Here is a 20,037-nt window from a genome sequence, read left to right as displayed (position 1 = left end):
GCTGCATGTAAATGGTTACCCTCTTAAACTAGATACATTATTGTCTTGGTTCAGGGGTTCACGGTAGGAGGAATGTCAATGTACAGAATTATATTGGCTTTACTCAGCATAATTGCTGCTTCAGCCTCGGCACGGACTATTCCGCAGACCATTACTCCTAATGTCACATCGAGATTGTTGTCTACCCCAAATATCACACAAGGACTGCTGTCCACCCAAAATATCACACCAGGATTGCTGTCTACTCCCAATATCACATCGGGCCTGCTTTCGTCCCCACAGTTCTCTACTCCTCATCCTATCTTTATTCCTCACACTTTTTCTACTCCAGGAAATTTAAATCAAGCTATTCCGATTCCAGAGACTTCTACTCCATTTATTCCAACACCATAGATTTTTGTAAATAGTGGTGTAAAAACATGTTATTGAAGCATACTTACTTTCGCGTCGGTCGCGGAATAAAAGTGAATCAACTCAATGCCTATAAGCTGACGCATTTTGCGTCCTGCGAAAGGCAGAAAAAACGTACAGTAAACTCTATGTAAATATTAGATGTGCGGTGATGGTGGAAGGAAAAAAACGAACGCAAAAGTATAAGCTTTATTTATGGATCAAGACAGAAACGCTTCGTGATTTTCATCTGTAAAAGAATATTTTTTGCACTGATTGCCGCGCTGTTCAAGTGATGCGGAAAGTAAGTAAATACTATTCAGGTTAATGTGAACATAACAAGGGACTAAATACATATCAAGAATATGGCCAAGAAATCCTTTCCACTGTCCAAGGTCTATGGCTTACTTGAGCCTGGGCCAGTCGTCATGGTCACGATCGCCCGCGGTGGGCATCCAAACATCATGACCATGTCGTGGCACACCATGATCGAGTTTGAGCCGCCGCTATGGGTTGCGTCATCAGCAATCGCAACTATTCCTTCGGTCTGTTGAAAGCAACCAAAGAATGTGTCATTAATATTCCTATGGTGGAGATGGCTGAAAAAGTCGTGGGCTGCGGCAATACATCAGGTGCGAACATAGACAAGTTCGATATGTTCAGCCTCACGCCCAAACCTGCTGCACGAGTCGGCGCACCTCTCATCGATGAGTGCTATGCAAATCTCGAGTGTCGGGTGGCCGACACAAGGATGGTGGCCAAGTATTGTTTATTTGTTGTTGAAGTCATCAAGGCATGGATCGACCCCGCGGTGAAAGACCCGAAAACAATTCATCATCTTGGGAGCGGCAACTTTATGGTTGCCGGTGAAAAGATCAAGCTAAAGTCAAAGATGAAGTAACGCCAAGATGTCTCTTCTGGACTGCTTGCTGGTTAGGCGTTTAAATATTTAATTTTGTGACTGTTTAAAAATGGAGGGATCGAGCTGGTGTCTCTGGAGTAATTTATAAAACTCGGTTCGGTTGCGTTTGGCTAAACCCGCAGCTTTAGTCACATTACCTGCCGTAATTTTTAGCACACGTACCAGATAATCTCTTTCGAAGTTCCTGCGCGCATCTTCGAACGAAACTAACCCTTCTTCTTCTTTTTGCATGGCATCGTATACCAGCACGGGTGAAATGAGTGGAGCAGTGCTTAAAACAACGCATTGTTCAACAATATTCATCAGTTGTCGCACGTTGCCAGGCCAAGAGGCGCGTACCAGCATTTCCATTGCATCAGGAGAAAATCCATTAATCTCTTTATCGTATTTTGCGCAAAGCAAGCTGAGAAAATGGTTTGCCAGCAAAGGGATATCTTCACGCCGTTGTGACAATGCTGGAATTGTCAGCGCTACAACTTTTAGTCGATAATAAAGATCTTCGCGAAAGCTGCCTGTACCGATTTCAGCCAGAAGATCACGGTGGGTAGCAGAAATAATGCGTACATCCACTGGAATTGTCTGTGCCGATCCTACAGGGCGTACTTGTCTTTCTTGGAGAACTCGTAGTAACTTGACCTGGAGCGGAAGCGGCATATCGCCAATTTCATCAAGAAGAAGCGTGCCCCCCTCTGCCAATTGAAATAATCCCTTGTGATCTCGAACAGCGCCGGTAAACGCGCCTTTGACGTGCCCAAATAATTCTGATTCCAATAACTGTTCGGGAATTGCAGCACAGTTGACGGCTACAAACGGCCGATGATGGCGCTTGGATGCATCGTGAATGGCATGGGCAAACAATTCCTTGCCGGCACCACTTTCTCCGTAAATAAGCACGCTTGCATCGCCTTTTGCGACGAGCTCTGCTTTTGTGAGGATATCCTCCATCACGGCGCTTTGTGTGATGATATCTTTGCGCCACGGCGCTTGAAATTCTTCTTTTTGGAGCGCAGTGCCAGGTACCAGTCTGAGAGCCTGAACAACCTGGGCCAGCAGAATTTTACTATCGAAAGGTTTGGTCAGATAGCCAAACACACCTCGCTGCGTTGCAGCAACGGCATCAGGTATAGTGCCATGTGCCGTCAGGATAATTACGGGCAAAGTAGGTATGGTGCGGTGAATATGTTCGAACAATTTCATTCCATCCATGCCGCTCATTTGCATATCGCTAATAACCAGTTGCGGGCGCGACACGTCCAAATAATTAAGGGCTATCTCGGCGCTTTGTGCCAATTCCGTTTTATATCCAGCGGCCGTCAAACGAATGGAAAGCAGTTCTAGCAGGTCTGTATCATCGTCGACTATGAGGATTTTTTGATTAGATTCAGTCATTTTTTGTATTGTACTCAAGGCTTATCCCTGAGAATAAGATTTCTTTCCATATTCTTGATGTCATCAATCTGATTTTTCAAAACCTCAGAGTGTTTTTGCTCTTCTTTCAACTTTTGCGATAGCTCATTCACACTGCCGTTAATACGCTGCTGTTCAGCAAGTAGCGCTGACAGTAAATGTTTGAAGCTACGCATGCTGGTGGGCAATTTCGCATCCTTCGGAAATTCATTGAGCAGATTAAGTGCGGCGCCAGTATCGCGGAAGGATGTATTGGGCAATATAAGAAGCAGTGCCAATTCTGCTCGAGTAGTATCGCTCTTGGCCAAGATTAAATTTTGCTTCGCTTTGTCATGCTCTTTAACCAATTCTGTTGCGGGCATTTTTCGGATGTATTCGTAATATTGCATTAATACTTCCAGTTGGCTGGGTGTGATAGCAAGAGGTTGAGGAGGCAATATTACTATAGGTGGCTGGTTCGCTGGTATGTTCGCTGGTATGGTTGAACAAGCGTTCAGGGCGACCAATATCATTGTTAGAAGAACCCATGATTTTTTTGGGATAATACTCATGAGCAACTTTCTGGATCATGGATGGGCAAGGTAAGGCGGAAATGGGCGCCTGCCTTAGTCGGTTGCACTAGATCAATATTTCGACCATTAGCGAGAGCGTATTCACTATCGCTCCGCCGTTCAGAAGAGCGGTTTGCCTTGAGCTCAATATTGCCACCGTGAGCAAGAGCGTATTCACGCGCAATGGACAATCCCAATCCCGTCCCTTTAACATGGCTTTCAGGCATTCTTCGCCCCTGATAAAAAGGCTCAAATACTTTGTCCTGGTCAATTTCGTCTATGCCTGGACCGGCGTCCATTATGTCCAGTTGTACCGAATCGTCAACCTTGTTTGTCCATATTTTGATACGGCCGCCGAGTGGGGAATATTTCACGGCATTTGATAAAAGGTTGTCAATAATGATTCTGATTTTTTGTTCGTCACAGTCAATCATCAATTCCGAGCAAGCTAGATCGATTTTCAGGTTTTTATTCATAATGGCGAGGTTCTGATCTTGCAATACGACACTCAAAATGCCCGCCAAATTCGCTTGATGTTTCATAAGTGCAGATTTCTCGGTCTGCAGCGCGCTGTAATTTAATAAATCTTCGATGCGTTTTTGCAATTGTATGCTATTGCTATGGAGGATATTTGCGATCTGCTGTTGTTTTACGGTCAGTACCCCAACCACTCCTTCAGCAAGCAAGTCCGCGCCTTCGCGCATTGATGTGAGGGGTGTTTTGAGTTCGTGAGAAACGTGTCGAAGAAATTTTGTTTTTTGCTCTTCCAGTTTAAGCAAGCGCCGACGCATCCAATCCAGGCGTTCGCCAAGGTACATTAAATCCTGTGGACCATCGACCCGTACTGTTTTTGATAACTCACCCTGTCCCATGTTGCGAATAGCTTCATCAATTTGACGAATTGGACGTGTAATCAACAAAGAGAATCCAAGTGCCAGCAAAATCGCGAACGGGATCAAAGCGAACAACTCCCAAACCATAATGGTTTGCGCATGCTCCGCCATATCCTGCATTTCATCCACCTCTAGTTCTATTAATGCATAACCGACGGCAGAAAAGCTGCGCGCATAATCCAACAGCGGCACGAAGCTTTGAACCAGCTCGCGTAGCTTTTCCGGAGCTTGGCTCGCAGCCGACACCTTCTGAAAAATCGCTGCTTCCAGCGATTGCAGCTGCTCCAACATCTGCTTCTGCTCAGTACGTGATGAGAGTTGGAAAAGGTTTGTGGCTGTTTTCCCGAATTTCGTGTGTGCTTGAAAATATCCCTCAAGCAAGGATTCATCACCAAGAATAAGCGTCTGCCGCACGCTTCGTTCCATTATATTAATTTCATTTGTTAAAGTATGGCTGGCAAGCGTGATTTGCACTGCCTGATATACAGCCTTGCGACTTTGGTCTGCCAAGCGGTCGATGGAAATAGCACTATGAATAAGCGCAACAATGAGCGGCAGGCCAACAAGCGTAAATCCGAGCAGAATCAGCTTCAGGAAGGATTTTGGATTGTGCCGAAATCGTCCTAAGACGGTGGCGGCAAGCCTACCCTCCGTTCCTGCAGTCTCAGAGGCTATGAAAAAACCCATTATTTATTCAGTATCAGTAAAATAACTATGACGATATAAATGCATGGCCGGAGTCGGCTAGAGAAAAGGTTAGTGCACCAAATTTCAGGTAATCCATTTCCCAGCACTGTTATTCCTGCATCCCTTCATTCGAATCAAGAAAGAACCAACCTCAACATGTTTTGCATCTAGATGCTGTATCGAGAAAACTAATGGGCTACTTTAGCCTTAAATTGTATTGAGTCGCAATAACTATTTTGATTGATTTAATTCAGGATTCGCGCATAGTGGAGAGCATCGGCAAGTTGGTACACTGACATAGCGTAGAAGATGTTGTTGTTGTAAAGCATAATGACTTGAAAGTTTTTGAATGCCAGCCAGAATTCCTTGCCCTCGGAAACAGTAAAGTCTAGCAGCCACGCAGATTTAAGGTCTGCGGTTTGTGCCACTGGAATCACTCCCAGCTCAGCCCAATCTGCCATGCTGCGCGTTTCTTTAATGTTCAATTCAGTCTTCTCGTTTAACTTGACACGAGCAGCTACAGGCTCGCCACTCTGCCAGCCATATTGTTTGAAATAATTTGCCACGCTGCCAATGGCGTCCTCCGGATCATTGAATAAATTAATTATTCCATCGTTGTTATAATCCACCGCATGTTTTCGGTAACTGCTTGGCATGAATTGCGGAATGCCCAATGCACCGGCATAGGAGCCTTGTATTTTGAATGGTTCGAATTTTTGTTCGCGTGCCAGTAGCAGGTATTGCTCCAATTCGTTGCGAAAAAAATCGGCACGACGCGGATAGTCAAAAGCCAAGGTAGTAAGTGTATCCAACATATTGAACTTACCTGTATTGCGGCCGTAATTGGTTTCCACACCAATTACCGCGACGATCATTTCCTGCGGCACACCGTATTCCTTTTCCGCACGTTGCAGCGCGCTTATATGGTTTTGCCAAAACTTTAGTCCATCGCTTATGTGCTTATTATTGATGAATGCGGCTCGGTATTGTGGCCAAGGTTTGATAGTAGCTGGCGCGGAAATCATATTGATGACCGCTTGGCGGTATTGCGCGCGTTGAAATATCAGCTCCAGTTCGTCACGCTTGAACTGATGTTTAACCACCATTTCGTCAATGAATTGAGGTATGCCTGGTAGTTCTATCGCACCCAAGCTTGGAATAGAAAGCAGTAGCAGAGCGAAACATAGCCAATTCATCATATCGTTTGTATTCTACCCTGTTTGAAACAATGAGACCGGCTGGAAATATTGAAGTTCAACGGGCAAAGCAGCTTCTGGCTATCCACCTTATGCAATCGCATTGCCCACTCCTGAAATTTCCGTGCGTAAATCATTTTGGCTATTCGTTCCATCTTCACCCTCTGTTTCCAGCATTTTTTAGAAACGTTGGTCTCCATTTTTTTCAATCTCATACGTTAAAAAACGGAATCCAACAGATTGAGGGCTGAGTTAAATTGGGCAAATCATGTGCTACAAGTCCAGACAGCTTATTTGGTCGCTACATGTTTGTATTTTACCCTCGACAATCAGGTGCACCACTGTTAAATTTCATTCCCCGATTGCATTTGACTGGATAATTTTATTTTTATGGAAAAACCAACACAGCATCACCGTCTACTCATTCTTGGCTCCGGTCCCGCCGGTTATACTGCCGCCGTCTATGCTGCACGTGCCAACCTTAAGCCCATGCTGATAACCGGCATGGCGCAGGGTGGCCAGCTGATGACTACCACCGATGTAGACAACTGGCCCGCCGATGTGATGGGTGTGCAAGGCCCTGAACTGATGACACGCTTCCAGCAACATGCGGAACGCTTCGATACACAAATTACTATTGACCACATTCATACCGCCAAGCTGCAACAGAAACCATTCACTTTGATTGGCGATGCTGGCAGTTACACTTGCGATGCACTTATCATCGCCACTGGTGCTTCGGCACAGTATCTGGGTTTGCCTTCTGAAGCAAAATTCATGGGTAAGGGTGTGTCCGCTTGCGCCACCTGCGACGGTTTCTTTTATCGCGGGCAGGATGTGGCAGTGATAGGGGGCGGCAATACTGCAGTGGAAGAAGCACTGTATCTTTCTAACATTGCGCGCCATGTCACGCTCGTGCACAGACGCGATACCTTCCGCGCTGAACGCATCACTGTAGATCACTTGATGAAGCAAGTTGAGCAAGGCAAGATTACGCTGCAATTGCATCAAGTAATAGATGAAGTGTTAGGCGACGACAGTGGCGTGACTGGTATGCGTCTCAAACATATGCAAACTGGTAACACGCAAGACATCTTGCTGACCGGTCTATTCATCGCTATCGGCCATAAACCTAATACAGACATTTTTTCCGGTCAGTTAGAAATGGAAAATGGCTACATAATTACACGCGGCGGGCTGAATGGAAATGCTACAGCCACTAGCATTTCCGGCGTATTTGCGGCAGGTGATGTACAGGATTATATTTACCGCCAAGCGGTAACCAGTGCCGCTACTGGATGCATGGCAGCGTTGGATGCAGATAAATATTTAAGCGCACAGAGCCTTTGAAGGAGCAATGAAGAAAAAGAAGGATCAGCCTGCACCAGTGAATGCTGAGTTATTCCAGCAGGCACTGGATGGTGTTATTCCATTGCCGCCATCCAATCGCATCTCCTTGGCTCAACAATTACGTCATGCATCGCCACGTAGCACTGAAATTTCCACCCACTTAATCGAGGACACACTTTCCGACAATGATACTGGGGGTGATGTTCCGATCGAGTTTCTGCGTTCTGGGATGTCGCGCATGACCTTGCGCAAGTTGCGGCGTGGGCGATGGCCGATGCAGGACACCCTGGATTTACACGGTTTTCAAAGTGATGCGGCGCGCAAGCTGTTGCTTGAATTCTTGCGCGATGCGGTGCAGCATAGTCTGCGCTTTGTGTGCGTGATACATGGCAAAGGATGGCAAGCAGGTGGCAAGGAAGGTGTACTAAAAAGCCGTGTGCGCCATTGGTTGTCCCAATATTCTGAAGTGCTGGCATTTTGCGAAGCGCCGCAAAATGCGGGGGGTAGCGGCGCGGTTTGGGTATTGCTTAAGGCAGGCGGCCAAAGCAGCGACATTCCTGGGTAAATGAGAATCGGCAGAATATAAAAATTGGATATCCCCTTCACGCACGTATTGATGACTTACCATAAATAATGGAACTGTAAGATGCTGGGTTAACGGCAGCAACTTGTTTGGCCAAGCGGTAAAAGAACCGTCCGCGGGCGTTTGATCGACGGCGGTTGAAGCGGAACGTGAATTCATCGATGTAATAATCGAGATGCTGTTGCTGAACGCCGCTCTGGAGGGTTCCGAGCAGCCATCGCTTGAGCAGAAAAGCAACATTATGAATGGGGGATCCGGGATTTTGTGTAAACGGGGTTTTGATTAACCCAGTAAAATCCGTTCATCAAACTGGATGGCCGCCTCCGCCAAGGCATGCTCTTTGCGCACTAATTCACGCTTGAGTTGCTCATCCTCGTCTTTCAATACCCGAATTTCACTCGTGCCTGGCACGACTTTCCCATCGGCACAAAATGCCGTTTTCCAACTGGTCAGATGATGGGCAAATACCCCATTTTCATGAAACCACGTCTGCAAGGCATCGCCTGATAAGCCATGCGTTTCAGGCAATGCCACCAACTGTTCCTCAGCATTCCAATCCTGCGGGCGCTTCTATGTTGTTGTCGACACAGTGACTTTATCGATCAGTTGCACGGGCGGATAGCCGCGATTGGATCATGGATCTGGCAACTTCCACTGCGATGCTGCTGCACGAAAGTACATGCTGCTAACATTCTCTTCATTAACCTCCTCATGCACTGACTTCACGCAAGGTGAATTTAATCTCGAAGGGGTGATGAAGCTTTCCGATGCTTGCGCCATAAATTCACCTTATTTTATTGCCAAAAATTACTTTATATAATTGATTACATTTAAAAATGTTAGCTTTAAGCTCATTTAAGAATACCTTAATTCTGCTAATGTATTATTTGGGTTGAATGCAAGTGTCACTTAAAGTATTTATGTAACTTGCCGTTAAACAACTATCTTAAGGAGCATGAAATGTGAAAGTGGGTTTTTTTAGAGTCATCCTTAAAAACTATGCGACTGATTCAAAAATATTATTCAAATTATATTATGCTACTCTTGCTGGCAGTGGGATTGCTATTCGCCCACGCAACATACGGCGGCGCACAAACTTATCAACCGCTATCTGCCAGCGTGCAAATCTCGTTGAACCACTCCGTTTCTGATCAAGCGCCACCTAAGCTGACATTTGCATCGCAACAGGAATTCGACACTTGGCTGAATGACACATCACGCCGCTTGGAGAGACGCATTCCAGACGCGGGCTATCGCGCAGACTTCCTCAAGACTGTATATTACGAAGCTACGCGCGCCGGATTAGATCCGCAATTGGTATTGGGACTAATTCAAGTAGAAAGTGGTTTCAAGAAATATGCCGTGTCCAGCGTGGGGGCGAGAGGGTATATGCAAGTAATGCCGTTTTGGTTGAATCTCATCGGCCAACGTGAAGGCAATTTGTTCCACCTGCGCACCAACCTGCGATATGGTTGCATTATCCTGCGCCACTACCTCGATATGGAAAAGGGTGACCTCTACCGCGCTCTAGGGCGCTATAACGGCAGTCTAGGCAAACCGGAATACCCCAATTTAGTCAATGCCGCATGGCACAAGCGCTAAGACTTATCAAACCGCATAGCCAGCCCCTATTCTAAGGTTGAAAAACCGGCAACCCCAGCACCTCACCAGTCTGATCCGCAATTTTGTAATCACCCAGTACGATGGGAGAGCTTATAGCGTGTTTTTAACGAAATTTAGCACCAACTTTTGGGCGAGGGATAATCCATCGACACACCTATTACCACCAGATCGGTGTTTTTGTGTGCACTGTGTAGCGCGATTAGATCAGGGATCTCTTCCAGACAAGGAGAGCACCAAGTCGCCCAAAAATTCACCAGTACCCACTTGTAAGCATTGAAACGTAAAAAGTACATATGGAGCAAGCCACTTTGAAGGTCAGGATAATTTAAAACCTTATCACTCGCGGGAAACAAGAGGATGGTCATTTTGTTCGCCCTTCTCACTAAAAAGATCACGCAGCGAAATATCTGTCATGTCCGCATGACACTGCCCCAAGCGCGCCAACCAGGCACGAATTTCTGCGTCGTTATGCTGCTCGGCCAACGTTGTCTGATCGAATATGAATAAACGATATAAGTCTCCAACATGCACATGCTCCGCATCACGTATCATTACCCAATCATTGTCCGCAAGTTTGCTCACCACGTTGATCTGCGCCAGTTTTTCCAATATTTGCTCGATGGAATCAAATCCAATATTCAATTGCTTGGAAAGCATTGGCAAGGTATTAACTATACCGCTATGCATCCCTTCGCTCATTATTTTAAGAATTCTGAGGGCAAAATAAAGTTGTACTGCCGGAAGAATATTCTTGGAGGAGCCGCTATTCCAATGCGACAATGACGCTGCTATCAGCGCACCCAACAAAATAGTCAACCAGGATAGATAAATCCATAGCAGAAAAATTGGAATACTGGCGAATGCGCCATATACCAGCTCATAAGTCGGAAAATAGGCAATGTAAAATGCAAAAGTGCGATTCATGTATTCAAAAGCCACGGCCGCCACCAAACCACCAATGAGAGCATGACGTAATGGTACATAACGGTTCGGCACCACTCGAAATAGCAGGCTGAAAGCCAATGTCGCAAGTATTACTGGCGTCACCTTCAGCATCACCACGCCAAAAACCGGGATTTGTTTGGTATAACCCATAGACAGACCAGCTAGCCAGGAAGTGAGCGATAGACTGCCTCCTATCAGCAATGGTCCTAGCGTTAGCACCACCCAGTAAACCAGAACGCGCTGCACCAATGAACGCGGTCGCGACACCCTCCAAATGGTGTTAAAAGCATCCTCAATGGTAAGCATCATTAACATCGCGGTTAGCGCCAAGGATATGATGCCCACAGTGGTCAACTTGGCGGCACTCTGGGCAAACTGCTCCATGTAGCGAGAAATCATTTTGCCGCCAGTTTCCGGCATCATGTTGGCAAGCAAGAATTTTTTGATTTCTTCAGAAAATTCAACAAAGACCGGAAATGCCGAAAACAATGTAAGGGCTATGGTAATCAGCGGCACCAATGACAACAACGTGGTAAAAGTCAGGCTGGCCGCCATCTCCGCACAGCGATCCTGTCTGAAACGGTCTGTGATGAAGCGCAGAAAATGTAGCAAATCCGTCCAGAAAATTTTCATGGCTCATTCTTTTGTGTGATAAAACAACTTTTTTGCATAATGTGACAATTTCAATACAAAGCCCATGATAACCGACAAAGAAATCCTAATACTGTACTACAGCCAGCACGGTGCAGTGCGTCAAATGGCTCAACTGGTGGCGCGCGGCGTGGAACAGGTGTCTGGTGTGCGGGCGCGGCTGCGCACCGTAGCTAAAGTTTCCACGGTATGTGAGGTGACCGCGCCCGGTATACCGGAAGAGGGCGCCCCCTATGCCGAGTTATGCGACCTTAAGGAATGCATAGGCATTGCTGTTGGTAGCCCCACGCGCTTTGGCAACATGGCCGCACCGATGAAGTATTTCTGGGATGGCACTGGCTCGCTATGGATGCAACACACCTTGGTCGGCAAGCCTGCTGCCTTTTTCACCTCGACTGGTTCCATGCATGGTGGACAAGAAAGTACACTGCTGTCTATGATGTTACCGCTGATGCATCATGGGATGATTATCGTTGGCCTGCCTTATTCCGAGCCAGAACTCGCCACCACACAACAGGGCGGAACACCTTATGGCGCCAGTCATTTCGCGGGGATGGCTAATGACCAGCCCATCAGCGAAGGCGAAAAAAGACTGTGCATCGCGCTCGGCAAGCGGCTCGCGCAAACTGCATTGAAGTTGGCCGCATAAAAATGGGACAATAAATGCCTTTAAGTATTTATTCCCGCTTTCCCAGAAATAATGCATAAATAATTTTCAGGAATATTCATGAATAATGCGCGCGAAGCTCGCCAAATGTTACGCGCTCATCGTTACGGCGCGCTATGCACGCTGTCTAAAAAATTTGATGGCCATCCGTTCGGCTCTATCGCGCCCTATCTGGTTGACCATGATGGCAGCCTGCTCATTCTGATAAGCACATTAGCGGAACACACCAAAAACATCCAGTATGACCCGCGTGTGAGTCTAATAACGCATAACCAAGATAGCCCACACATTCAGACACAAGGACGCATCACAGTGGTGGGCACAGCGCAAATAATTACGGATAAAGACAAAGCTGGCGAACGTTATTTGCGCTACTTCCCTGAAGCGCAAAGTTACTTTGACATGCATGATTTTTCGTTCTACCGCATCATGCCGCAGTCATTACGTTACATCGGCGGCTTCGGCAAAATCCATTGGATCGAGGCGGATAGCTATTTAGTGCCACTTTATCCTTTAATTCAGCAAGAAAATGACGTGATTTCGCACATGAACACGGATCATCACGACACAATGTGTCACTACTGCCAACACTTTCATAAAATCGAAGTGCTGCATGTGAAAATGTTAGGCATCGACTGCGACGGTTTCGATGTACGCGCCGATGAAAAAATATTGCGTTTTAATTTCCCCGAAATGGTGCTCGATGCGCAACAGGCTCGCCATGCTTTAGTCGCAATGTCACGAGAAGCTAGATAAATGTCCATGGCGAAGCTCTCAAATAACAGGAGATTCAAATAGGTGCCTCATAGCTTCAACCTGATCACGAAGGTAAGTTTGCAAAAATTAAAACACATCACGTATTAATGCTGCCTATCACCTATGAAACCCTACTCAGAATCATGCGCACAAAACCAGTTTCCTATACTTGAAACTTTACAAGAAATATTTGTTAATCAACAGCATGTATTAGAAATAGCCAGTGGGACCGGCCAGCATGCCGTCTATTTCGGGCGTGCGTTACCTCACTTGACTTGGCAGACCAGCGAATTAGCGCAAAACCATGCGGGCATCCTGGCCTGGCTGGATGAAGCTAAACTGATCAATGTACTTCCACCCGTGGTTATCGACGTGAACGATGGCCAATGGCCAATCGAAATTGTAGATACAGTGTTTAATGCCAACACGGTACACATCATTTCGTGGCCGGAAGTAGAACGAATGTTTGCGGGCATAGCACGCATTTTAAGCGCGGGTGGCATTTTGTGCCTGTATGGACCCTTTAACTATGAGGGTAAGTTTACCTCCGAAAGCAATGCGCGTTTTGATGCATGGCTCAAATCACGCGACAGAAACAGCGGTGTGCGAGATTTTGAAGCTATCAATCGGCTCGCCGAAACGCATGGCCTGTTTCTTGAGAGGGATGTGAGCATGCCCAGCAACAACCGAACCTTGGTGTGGCAACGCGCACCAAACACCCTCGAAGCAACATGAGCATAAAAATAATCGAATCAATAGCGGATATTTCCGAGACACAATGGAACGCTCTCGCGGGAAGTAATCCGTTTCTTTCCCATGCCTTCTTACGGGCACTACAGGAAAGTGGCTGCACCACCCCGCACACCGGCTGGGAAGCGCAATTTCTAACGGTCTGGCAAAACAACCTTCTTGCTGGTGCCATGCCAATTTATCGCAAGCATCACTCCTACGGCGAATTCGTTTTTGATTGGGCATGGGCCGAGGCTTATCAGCAACATGGGCTGAACTATTACCCAAAATTATTATGTGCCGTACCTTTTACGCCTATTACCGGGGCAAGACTTCTGGCGGCAACCCCCGAAGTACGGACACAGCTCATTCGTTCCGCTCTACAAATGGCGCAGGAGTCAGGCGTATCCTCCCTGCATTGTCTATTTCCCGACGAAAACCAGGCGCTTGAAATGCAACAGGAAGGAATGATGTTGCGTCGCGGGGTGCAATTTCACTGGCAAAATCCTGGATATGCCGATTTCGATGCTTATCTTTCCAGCCTGCGTCAAGACAAGCGCAAAAAAATAAAACATGAGCGGCGAAAGGTGAAAGAAGCCGGCATTAGCTTCAAGCGCATCCGTGGAGAAGAAATCTCTGAAGCACAGTGGAATTTTTTCTTCCAGTGCTATACCCATACGCATAATCAGTACAACTCTCCGCCGTCATTAAATCTGGATTTTTTCAGACGCATCGGCGCAGCCATGCCTGAAAATATTCTACTGATCATTGCATCGCGCAGCGGGATGCAGATTGCCAGCGCACTCAATTTATTCAGCCGCGATGTTCTTTACGGACGCTCATGGGGTACGCTGGAGTATCATCCTGGTCTGCACTTTGAAACCTGCTACTACCAGGCAATTGAATTTTGCATCGAACATAAAATCACCACCTTTGAAGGTGGTGCCCAAGGAGAACATAAACTTGCCAGAGGATTTTTGCCCGTCACAACTTGGTCGGCGCATTGGCTGGCGCATCCGCAATTCTCACGAGCAGTGGAAGATTTCTTAAAGCGTGAGACAGGAAACATCACCCAGTATGTGGATGAGCTAAACGACAGCAATCCCTTCAAACGTTAGCCTAGGAGCTTGTCGGACTTCTCGCGTAACTCATTGATTAAATTGATGCGCCTATTATTTAATCAAATTAATTTATATATAAAAAACAATATGTTATGTTGCCACAAAACTTGAAGTCCGACAGTCTGCTAGTAGCAATAAAATAGATTTATCCGGCTTTCAATACTTAGACTTAACTTTAGGGCACCTCTAAAACCCGTAGCTTTCAAACCTTCCGGCCTGAACTTTATGAACGCGGCCAAACCCGCGTTCATATTCTTCGATGGATTGAATCTTTTTGCGCAGTTCCACCCATTTTTACCTTGAATTGTCCATATTTTAAGCAAATTCTGCCTGCTGCGAACGTCAGAAGGCCTCAATTCCAGCCCGCTTGAGATAAACCAACGCTTAAGGTTGTAGCTGGCCGCCATCATGGTCATGACAAAATTCGCCCGTGCCCTGACCGATAGTGCGAATCAGCTTGCCGCCCATCTGTTCAATGCCGGCTAAGATGTGCTAGACCCGGGCACAAATTTTGGCAATGCGCTTGTTCCGCATTTCCTGCCGTGCCAAAAGGAGATTGTTGCGCACCCCTTTGCGCTGAATGCGGTTGCGGCACCCAGCTTCTTTCAATTGTGCTTCCCGCGCAGCATTGGGGTAGCCCTTATCGGCATAGACCTCCCGGCATGCGTTGGCCGGATCCAGCACGGCATTAAAGTGCTGGCTATTATGGGTACTTGCCGTGCCGGTCCCTCGCGAGAGGGGTGAGGTTATATTTTGACTTCGGCCCGTCAAAACTGCATCCTCCGCGTAGCGGCTTCGTCCAACAGGGCATATAAGCGGGGCAATCGGGCCGAGGCAGCAAATCGCTGGAATTCGCTCATTAAAATTCATTATGAATCAACCGCCTAGTGGGAGCGACTTGAGAGGTGCCGCACGGCAGCAATTGCCCTTTCGCGACTTGAATTATAGATACGGGGCTACCGTAAGAGATGAAAGCTGCACAGGAATTGCGCGTGAGGAACCTTACCAGACACGCCACACCTACGCCACGCTTAGCCTAATGGCTGGCGAACCCTATGTGGGTGACCAAGCAGTTAGGACACGCCACTATGACAATGGTGCTGACTGCTTATTCGAAGTGAATTGACGGTGCAGACAAAAACAGAAAGCGGGAAAAATCGACTCAATGTTTGAAAAACGAAAAACATGGGCATATATTAAATCCAAATAAAACGTATAACTATTTTATTTAGTTGGTCGGGGCGAGAGGATTCGAACCTCCGACCACTTGGCCCCCAGCCAAGTACGCTACCAGGCTGCGCTACGCCCCGAAGATGCGAATTATAACAGAGCAAAAATATCCACGGATAAAAGTTTTGGCTAAGTACATTTGAAGATGGAGGCGGGGGTCGGAATCGAACCGGCGTACACGGCTTTGCAGGCCGCTGCATGACCACTCTGCCACCCCGCCATGTTGCGCATGCTTTAAGAAAAAATAAGGGAAAGCAAGATACTATCCCAAGTAAGGTGGAGCGGGAAACGAGACTCGAACTCGCGACCTCAACCTTGGCAAGGTTGCGCTCTACCAACTGAGCTATTCCCGCAAAAAACGAAGTCCGCATTATAGAGATATTGCTATCAGTGTCAAGAAAACGGCATAAGTTCGTAGTAAGCAAAGAAAATGTCCGGGCATGTGGCACATGATTTGCCCGGTTTAACTCAGCCCCAGAAGGGCAAGATAAACCGGGCGAATTGCTACAGAAGATATGAAAAGTGATATTTGAAGGAGGCCCAGTATAGACAGGCAGGACAACTTACACAGGAAGATGCTACGCGTTTACCAAGTGCTTGCAGGCGAACCTTCCGACAGTATCTGGCTCGCCATGAAACAGATGAGCTGGATGGAATAGCTGATTAAGATGCGTAAGAATATTTGTTCGTGTAACAACTACAGCAACTGCGCAAGTCTACCGTTGTAACTCAGAAGGATAAGGAATCAAAAGCGGACCGTTTATTTGCTGCAATACCGAACAAATCTATTTTTTACTGACCGAAAACGGCAAAAGTTAACTCACCAATTATCCGATTTGATTGAGGAAAACCACGATGTTTTTGCTAACGTGACAGGCATCTCTGTATAATGCGCATTATGAAATGAGTCTGTTGGTATCACTCATTTCAAACTTGCTTTATCTCGCCCGGGTGGTGAAATTGGTAGACACAACGGACTTAAAATCTCCTTTGTCAAGTTTTTTTTCATCAGGGATGTAGGTGCATAGCTTGAAATGGCGCGGGTTTCCCGGGCTTTAGTGCAAATGGCACCAACAGTCCTCTGGCTGCTAGGTGTCATGTGGGGCCAGTAGAGGAGTACAGTTGAAACAAGCCTAGCGTAGCTAGGCGAAACATCGGTTCGGCAACGAGCCAAGCTAGCCCGAGTGGTGAAATTGGTAGACACAAGGGACTTAAAGCAATTTGAGCCCTCCAAGGGAAACCCTGGAGGTGAAGCCCGTCAAATTCGGCGAAAGCCCTGGATGCTGCAAGCATCCGAGCCAACACCGAGCCAAGCCCCGGATCGAAAGATTCAAGGGAAGGTGTAGAGAGCAGACGGCGGGCACCTACGGCCGCAAGGCTATGGTGAAGGCGTGCTCCAGACCACGAACTGCGTTCGCGCTGGCGGCGAAAGCCGAAGTGGTAAGAAAATCCCTCGACTCGAAAGGGTCGTGCCGGTTCAATTCCGGCCTCGGGCACCAATTTGGAGAGCCGTCCTTGTTCAACCAAGGGCGGTTTTTTCATTTCTTTGCGTAGCGGCGGTACGCAGTAGCGCTGCTCGCTTAAACCCCCGATCCTGCGCCATGAACGCTTCAAGCATGTGCGGGATCAGCGTCGCGGCATCAATCGGCCGCCGAAGGTCTGAGCATGCAGCGCGGCGTAGCGTTCCAAATCGGCCTTCAACACGCTGGTGAGTGCAATGAGGAGAAGCCGAAGAAGACGGTTGAAAGCAATCCTCTTTTAGCGGCTAAAAAAGAAGCCACTCGCTTTCAGAATAACGGAGGTGGGTGGCTTTTTGTTTATTGAAGAAGAACAACAAGAGGGATTGTGCTACTTGGCTAGACCCTGTGTTTTACTTGTGATGTTGGGCTTCGCAAGCTCAGCGACAACCTATGCTAGCCCAGGCTACGCTTGCTGATTGTGTAGGTGTAGCGCGTGGCGTTCCCCAGCGCATCGGTATTATTCAGCATGTGGCCCGTGTTTGCCCCTGTTAATTTGCCTGCTCCGTACGGAATACGTCTAGCCATCGAGGTGTTGTTAATTGGCTCTGTTCATCCGCAATCTGTGATGTTGGGCTTCATTTTATTGAGCCTAACCGGCTATTTGTTGAAGGAGAGGAAGAGAGAGCAACCGGTGCATTGACGATTGCGCCGCGTACACCACGAATCAATATGTTTCCGTTTTACTTACTCACATGGAGACGATTTAATTCTTTAGCAATTCAATTGATATAATCGACATGAGGTTCCAATACGGATATTTTTTCACCTCATCGGGCCACTGATCTTCCATCCTTTTCATTTCCTCTTCGCTCATCCTGACCTTTGCTTGGTAAATATAGGAGAGCTTGTTTCCTTCTGATTTTGATGCTTTTCCAAAGACCTCTTGTAACTGTGCACGTGTCATTCCAAGCTTTAACATACCTGCAGTAAGAATAGACTGGGAGAGTATTGGCGATTTAATACATTCATCTCTTTCAGGAATCTTTGATATATCTGACGTAACGGTAAAGGCCAACAGACTAGCGGTTTTAGTCATGGCCTCGAATACAACAAAGATTTCAGGCTGTTGATTTGAGACATAACAAATTTTGAATGGCTCACCTTCTCTCGGTGAGATTGGAACAGACCTGCCGAGCTTCGCTTGTACATCTTCAAGTGTGTGCTTTCCAAGTTCAAAACCAAGTATCGACTCATTTAATTTGTATGGTCCTTCAGTTTCAGCAATGGATGGCGTTGCCAACGCAAGCCATGCGCACCCAAGAATACATGCTATTGAGTAACGCAAAATATTTCCCTTTTTTTAATATCGGTGCGGCTTAGCGGCAATATGGGGCAACCATTGGAAGCCTTCCCCTGTCTATTCGGATCTAATGCATCACCGTGAATTAGGAAGGAGTTGTTATCTCTAAATGAATTAGATGCATCTGGAGTAAATAAAGGGGTAAGGGGTAAAGAATTTGGGCCAGTATTACAGTGGGCCCCTCCGTCAAGACAATAATGCACCGAGTTTAAGAAGGTAACCTTCTTCATGCAGCATGAACGACGCTGCCCCGGTTTTTGGTTTCTTTTTTTGTTTTTTTGTCTGAGTGAGCTTTTTCTTTCTCGCTGTATTTGTCCACAATCCTTGCGCCGCCGCCACTTGCTGTACGGTATACATGATCCGGTGTTTCGTAGCCCAGTGATTGGTGCGGTCTTTCTGTGTTGTAATGCACGAAGTATTCTGCCAAACCTATCAGCAATTCAGACATCGTGGCGTAGCCATATACGTCTTCGTGTTTGACGCTGCGCCAGAGCCGTTCCACAAAGATGTTATCCAGTGCCCTGCCACGCCCATCCATACTGATGGCGATTTCCTTTTTTAACAGCACGCCAGTAAAAGCTTCGCTGGTAAACTGGCAGCCCTGATCGGTGTTGAATATCTCAGGTGTTCCATATGCCTGTAATGCCTGCTCCAGACAGTCCACACAGAACACACTATCCAGTGTATTTGATAACCGCCACGACAGCACTTTACGCGAGTACCAGTCAATCGCGGCCACCAAGTACCCGAACCCGCGCGCCAGGCGGATGTACGTGATGTCCGTACTCTATACCTGATTGGGGCGGATTATATTCACGCCTCTGAGCAGGTACGGATAAACCTTGTGCCGCGGGTGTAGCCGGCTGGTATTCGGCCCCGGTGCCATGCCGGCAAGCCCCATCGTACCCATCAGCCTCTGCACCCGCTTGCGGTTGATCTTGTGCCCCAAGCCACGCAGGTAAATCTTGATCTTGCGGCTGCCGTAAAATGGATGCCGGGTGTATTCAGCATCAATCAGCGCCAGTAACGTCAATTCCTGCTCGTCTGGTTTTGTCGCCATTTGCGGCGCATAGACCGTGGAGCGGTTGACACCTGCCAGTTCGCATTGCCGGGCAGCGCCAGTGGTTCGACGGTGCTGACCCATTGCTTGCGCTTTTCTACTGGCTGATCCCAGACTTTTTTTTGAGCCAGTTCAGCTCCATCTTCAGTCGGCCAATCTCAGAATACAGCCGCTCCGGACTGGCAGACGGGTCGGCAGGTTTCGGCCCGCGCTTGGCATCAAACAAGCTGGATGCCTGCTCTTGCAGCTCCTTCTTCCACATTCCAACCTGTGTCGGATGCACCCCAATCTCTTGACCACAACGTTCACCGTCTTGATGCCACGGATCGCTTCGAGTGCGACCTTGGTCTTGAAATCACCTGTAAATATCTTGCGCTTCGCTTCACTCATAACCTGCTCCTCAATTACAGCAGGTTACCACCTTAATTTATTGTCTGAATATCGGGGTCCACTATA

Annotated in this window: 20 protein-coding genes, 3 tRNA genes and 3 pseudogenes; 10 read left to right on the top strand and 16 right to left on the bottom strand. The window is 47.3% G+C overall.

The window, feature by feature from the left end; translation table 11 throughout:
- Window positions 1-78: 78 nt before the first annotated feature.
- Both MJ768_RS11205 and MJ768_RS11195 read left to right on the top strand, forming a co-directional pair.
- Window positions 79-393, top strand: a complete 315-nt coding sequence (locus MJ768_RS11205; RefSeq protein WP_239291876.1) for a hypothetical protein — start codon at window positions 79-81, stop codon at window positions 391-393.
- A 362-nt stretch (window positions 394-755) separates the two neighbouring features.
- Window positions 756-1,291 (top strand): annotated as a pseudogene (locus MJ768_RS11195) (flavin reductase family protein).
- A 48-nt stretch (window positions 1,292-1,339) separates the two neighbouring features.
- On the opposite strand, the gene MJ768_RS11190 reads toward MJ768_RS11195, so the two are convergent.
- The 4 genes from MJ768_RS11190 to mltB all read right to left on the bottom strand — a co-directional run bounded on the left by MJ768_RS11190 (window position 1,340) and on the right by mltB (window position 6,049).
- Window positions 1,340-2,701, bottom strand: coding sequence for a sigma 54-interacting transcriptional regulator (locus MJ768_RS11190; RefSeq protein ID WP_239291873.1), 1,362 nt, complete (start codon window positions 2,699-2,701; stop codon window positions 1,340-1,342).
- A 14-nt stretch (window positions 2,702-2,715) separates the two neighbouring features.
- Window positions 2,716-3,270: a dihydrolipoamide acyltransferase gene (locus MJ768_RS11185; RefSeq protein ID WP_239291868.1), complete on the bottom strand. Its 555-nt coding sequence runs from the start codon at window positions 3,268-3,270 to the stop codon at window positions 2,716-2,718.
- Complete coding sequence (locus MJ768_RS11180) at window positions 3,267-4,850, bottom strand: sensor histidine kinase (RefSeq protein WP_239291866.1); 1,584 nt, start codon at window positions 4,848-4,850, stop codon at window positions 3,267-3,269. Before MJ768_RS11180 ends, MJ768_RS11185 begins: the two co-directional genes overlap by 4 nt.
- A 245-nt stretch (window positions 4,851-5,095) precedes the next feature.
- Window positions 5,096-6,049, bottom strand: a complete 954-nt coding sequence (gene mltB / locus MJ768_RS11175; RefSeq protein ID WP_239291864.1) for a lytic murein transglycosylase B — start codon at window positions 6,047-6,049, stop codon at window positions 5,096-5,098.
- A gap of 387 nt (window positions 6,050-6,436) precedes the next feature.
- Here mltB and trxB point away from each other — a divergent pair, with 387 nt between their 5' ends.
- Window positions 6,437-7,396: a thioredoxin-disulfide reductase gene (gene trxB / locus MJ768_RS11170; protein ID WP_239291862.1), complete on the top strand. Its 960-nt coding sequence runs from the start codon at window positions 6,437-6,439 to the stop codon at window positions 7,394-7,396.
- A 7-nt stretch (window positions 7,397-7,403) separates the two neighbouring features.
- Window positions 7,404-7,961, top strand: a complete 558-nt coding sequence (locus MJ768_RS11165; RefSeq protein WP_239291861.1) for a Smr/MutS family protein — start codon at window positions 7,404-7,406, stop codon at window positions 7,959-7,961.
- A gap of 300 nt (window positions 7,962-8,261) precedes the next feature.
- Here MJ768_RS11165 and MJ768_RS11155 read toward each other — a convergent pair whose 3' ends face one another.
- Window positions 8,262-8,513: a hypothetical protein gene (locus tag MJ768_RS11155; protein ID WP_239291860.1), complete on the bottom strand. Its 252-nt coding sequence runs from the start codon at window positions 8,511-8,513 to the stop codon at window positions 8,262-8,264.
- Window positions 8,514-9,014: 501 nt separating this feature from the next.
- On the opposite strand from MJ768_RS11155, the gene MJ768_RS11150 reads away from it, so the two are divergent.
- Window positions 9,015-9,581, top strand: coding sequence for a lytic transglycosylase domain-containing protein (locus MJ768_RS11150; RefSeq protein WP_239291858.1), 567 nt, complete (start codon window positions 9,015-9,017; stop codon window positions 9,579-9,581).
- Window positions 9,582-9,715: 134 nt separating this feature from the next.
- Here the strand turns inward: MJ768_RS11150 and MJ768_RS11145 are convergent, their stop codons facing one another.
- Window positions 9,716-9,895 carry a TlpA disulfide reductase family protein gene (locus MJ768_RS11145; protein ID WP_239291856.1) on the bottom strand — a complete coding sequence of 60 codons (180 nt, stop codon included), beginning with the start codon at window positions 9,893-9,895 and terminating at the stop codon, window positions 9,716-9,718.
- A 43-nt stretch (window positions 9,896-9,938) separates the two neighbouring features.
- Window positions 9,939-11,180, bottom strand: coding sequence for a YihY family inner membrane protein (locus MJ768_RS11140; protein ID WP_239291854.1), 1,242 nt, complete (start codon window positions 11,178-11,180; stop codon window positions 9,939-9,941).
- Window positions 11,181-11,244: 64 nt separating this feature from the next.
- On the opposite strand from MJ768_RS11140, the gene wrbA reads away from it, so the two are divergent.
- The 4 genes from wrbA to MJ768_RS11120 all read left to right on the top strand — a co-directional run bounded on the left by wrbA (window position 11,245) and on the right by MJ768_RS11120 (window position 14,468).
- Window positions 11,245-11,847 carry an NAD(P)H:quinone oxidoreductase gene (gene wrbA / locus MJ768_RS11135; RefSeq protein ID WP_239291851.1) on the top strand — a complete coding sequence of 201 codons (603 nt, stop codon included), beginning with the start codon at window positions 11,245-11,247 and terminating at the stop codon, window positions 11,845-11,847.
- A 78-nt stretch (window positions 11,848-11,925) separates the two neighbouring features.
- Window positions 11,926-12,621: a HugZ family pyridoxamine 5'-phosphate oxidase gene (locus MJ768_RS11130; protein ID WP_239291850.1), complete on the top strand. Its 696-nt coding sequence runs from the start codon at window positions 11,926-11,928 to the stop codon at window positions 12,619-12,621.
- Window positions 12,622-12,744: 123 nt separating this feature from the next.
- Window positions 12,745-13,356 (top strand): DUF938 domain-containing protein, encoded by a 612-nt coding sequence (locus tag MJ768_RS11125; RefSeq protein WP_239291849.1) that lies wholly within the window; start codon window positions 12,745-12,747, stop codon window positions 13,354-13,356.
- Complete coding sequence (locus tag MJ768_RS11120; protein ID WP_239291848.1) at window positions 13,353-14,468, top strand: GNAT family N-acetyltransferase; 1,116 nt, start codon at window positions 13,353-13,355, stop codon at window positions 14,466-14,468. Before MJ768_RS11125 ends, MJ768_RS11120 begins: the two co-directional genes overlap by 4 nt.
- A gap of 345 nt (window positions 14,469-14,813) precedes the next feature.
- On the opposite strand, the pseudogene MJ768_RS11115 reads toward MJ768_RS11120, so the two are convergent.
- Window positions 14,814-15,197, bottom strand: a pseudogene (locus MJ768_RS11115) (transposase); the annotation flags it as partial.
- Between the two features lie 145 nt (window positions 15,198-15,342).
- On the opposite strand from MJ768_RS11115, the gene MJ768_RS11110 reads away from it, so the two are divergent.
- On the top strand, window positions 15,343-15,597 hold the full coding sequence (locus tag MJ768_RS11110) for a hypothetical protein (RefSeq protein WP_239291847.1): 255 nt from the start codon (window positions 15,343-15,345) through the stop codon (window positions 15,595-15,597).
- Between the two features lie 107 nt (window positions 15,598-15,704).
- On the opposite strand, the gene MJ768_RS11105 is transcribed toward MJ768_RS11110, so the two are convergent.
- The 8 genes and pseudogenes from MJ768_RS11105 to MJ768_RS11075 all read right to left on the bottom strand — a co-directional run bounded on the left by MJ768_RS11105 (window position 15,705) and on the right by MJ768_RS11075 (window position 19,971).
- Window positions 15,705-15,781, bottom strand: a tRNA-Pro gene (locus MJ768_RS11105).
- A gap of 66 nt (window positions 15,782-15,847) precedes the next feature.
- A tRNA-Cys gene (locus MJ768_RS11100) sits at window positions 15,848-15,921 on the bottom strand.
- A 57-nt stretch (window positions 15,922-15,978) separates the two neighbouring features.
- Window positions 15,979-16,054, bottom strand: a tRNA-Gly gene (locus MJ768_RS11095).
- Window positions 16,055-16,796: 742 nt separating this feature from the next.
- The gene (locus MJ768_RS11090; protein WP_239291845.1) at window positions 16,797-17,243 is read right to left on the bottom strand and encodes a hypothetical protein; all 447 of its coding nucleotides are present in this window, start codon (window positions 17,241-17,243) and stop codon (window positions 16,797-16,799) included.
- Entirely contained in the window at window positions 17,221-17,319 is a 99-nt protein-coding gene (locus MJ768_RS15485; RefSeq protein ID WP_445082994.1) for a hypothetical protein, read from the bottom strand. Before MJ768_RS15485 ends, MJ768_RS11090 begins: the two co-directional genes overlap by 23 nt.
- A gap of 295 nt (window positions 17,320-17,614) precedes the next feature.
- Window positions 17,615-17,746: a hypothetical protein gene (locus MJ768_RS15175; protein WP_256449857.1), complete on the bottom strand. Its 132-nt coding sequence runs from the start codon at window positions 17,744-17,746 to the stop codon at window positions 17,615-17,617.
- A gap of 178 nt (window positions 17,747-17,924) precedes the next feature.
- Entirely contained in the window at window positions 17,925-18,506 is a 582-nt protein-coding gene (locus MJ768_RS11080; protein ID WP_239291844.1) for a hypothetical protein, read from the bottom strand.
- 241 nt (window positions 18,507-18,747) lie between these two features.
- A pseudogene (locus tag MJ768_RS11075) lies at window positions 18,748-19,971 on the bottom strand (IS3 family transposase).
- Window positions 19,972-20,037: the final 66 nt, after the last annotated feature.

The sequence above is a fragment of the Candidatus Nitrotoga sp. 1052 genome, from assembly GCF_927312905.1.
GTDB lineage: Bacteria > Pseudomonadota > Gammaproteobacteria > Burkholderiales > Gallionellaceae > Nitrotoga.
Note: the sequence above shows the minus strand (reverse complement) of the source record. Positions and strands in the feature narration are given on the sequence as shown.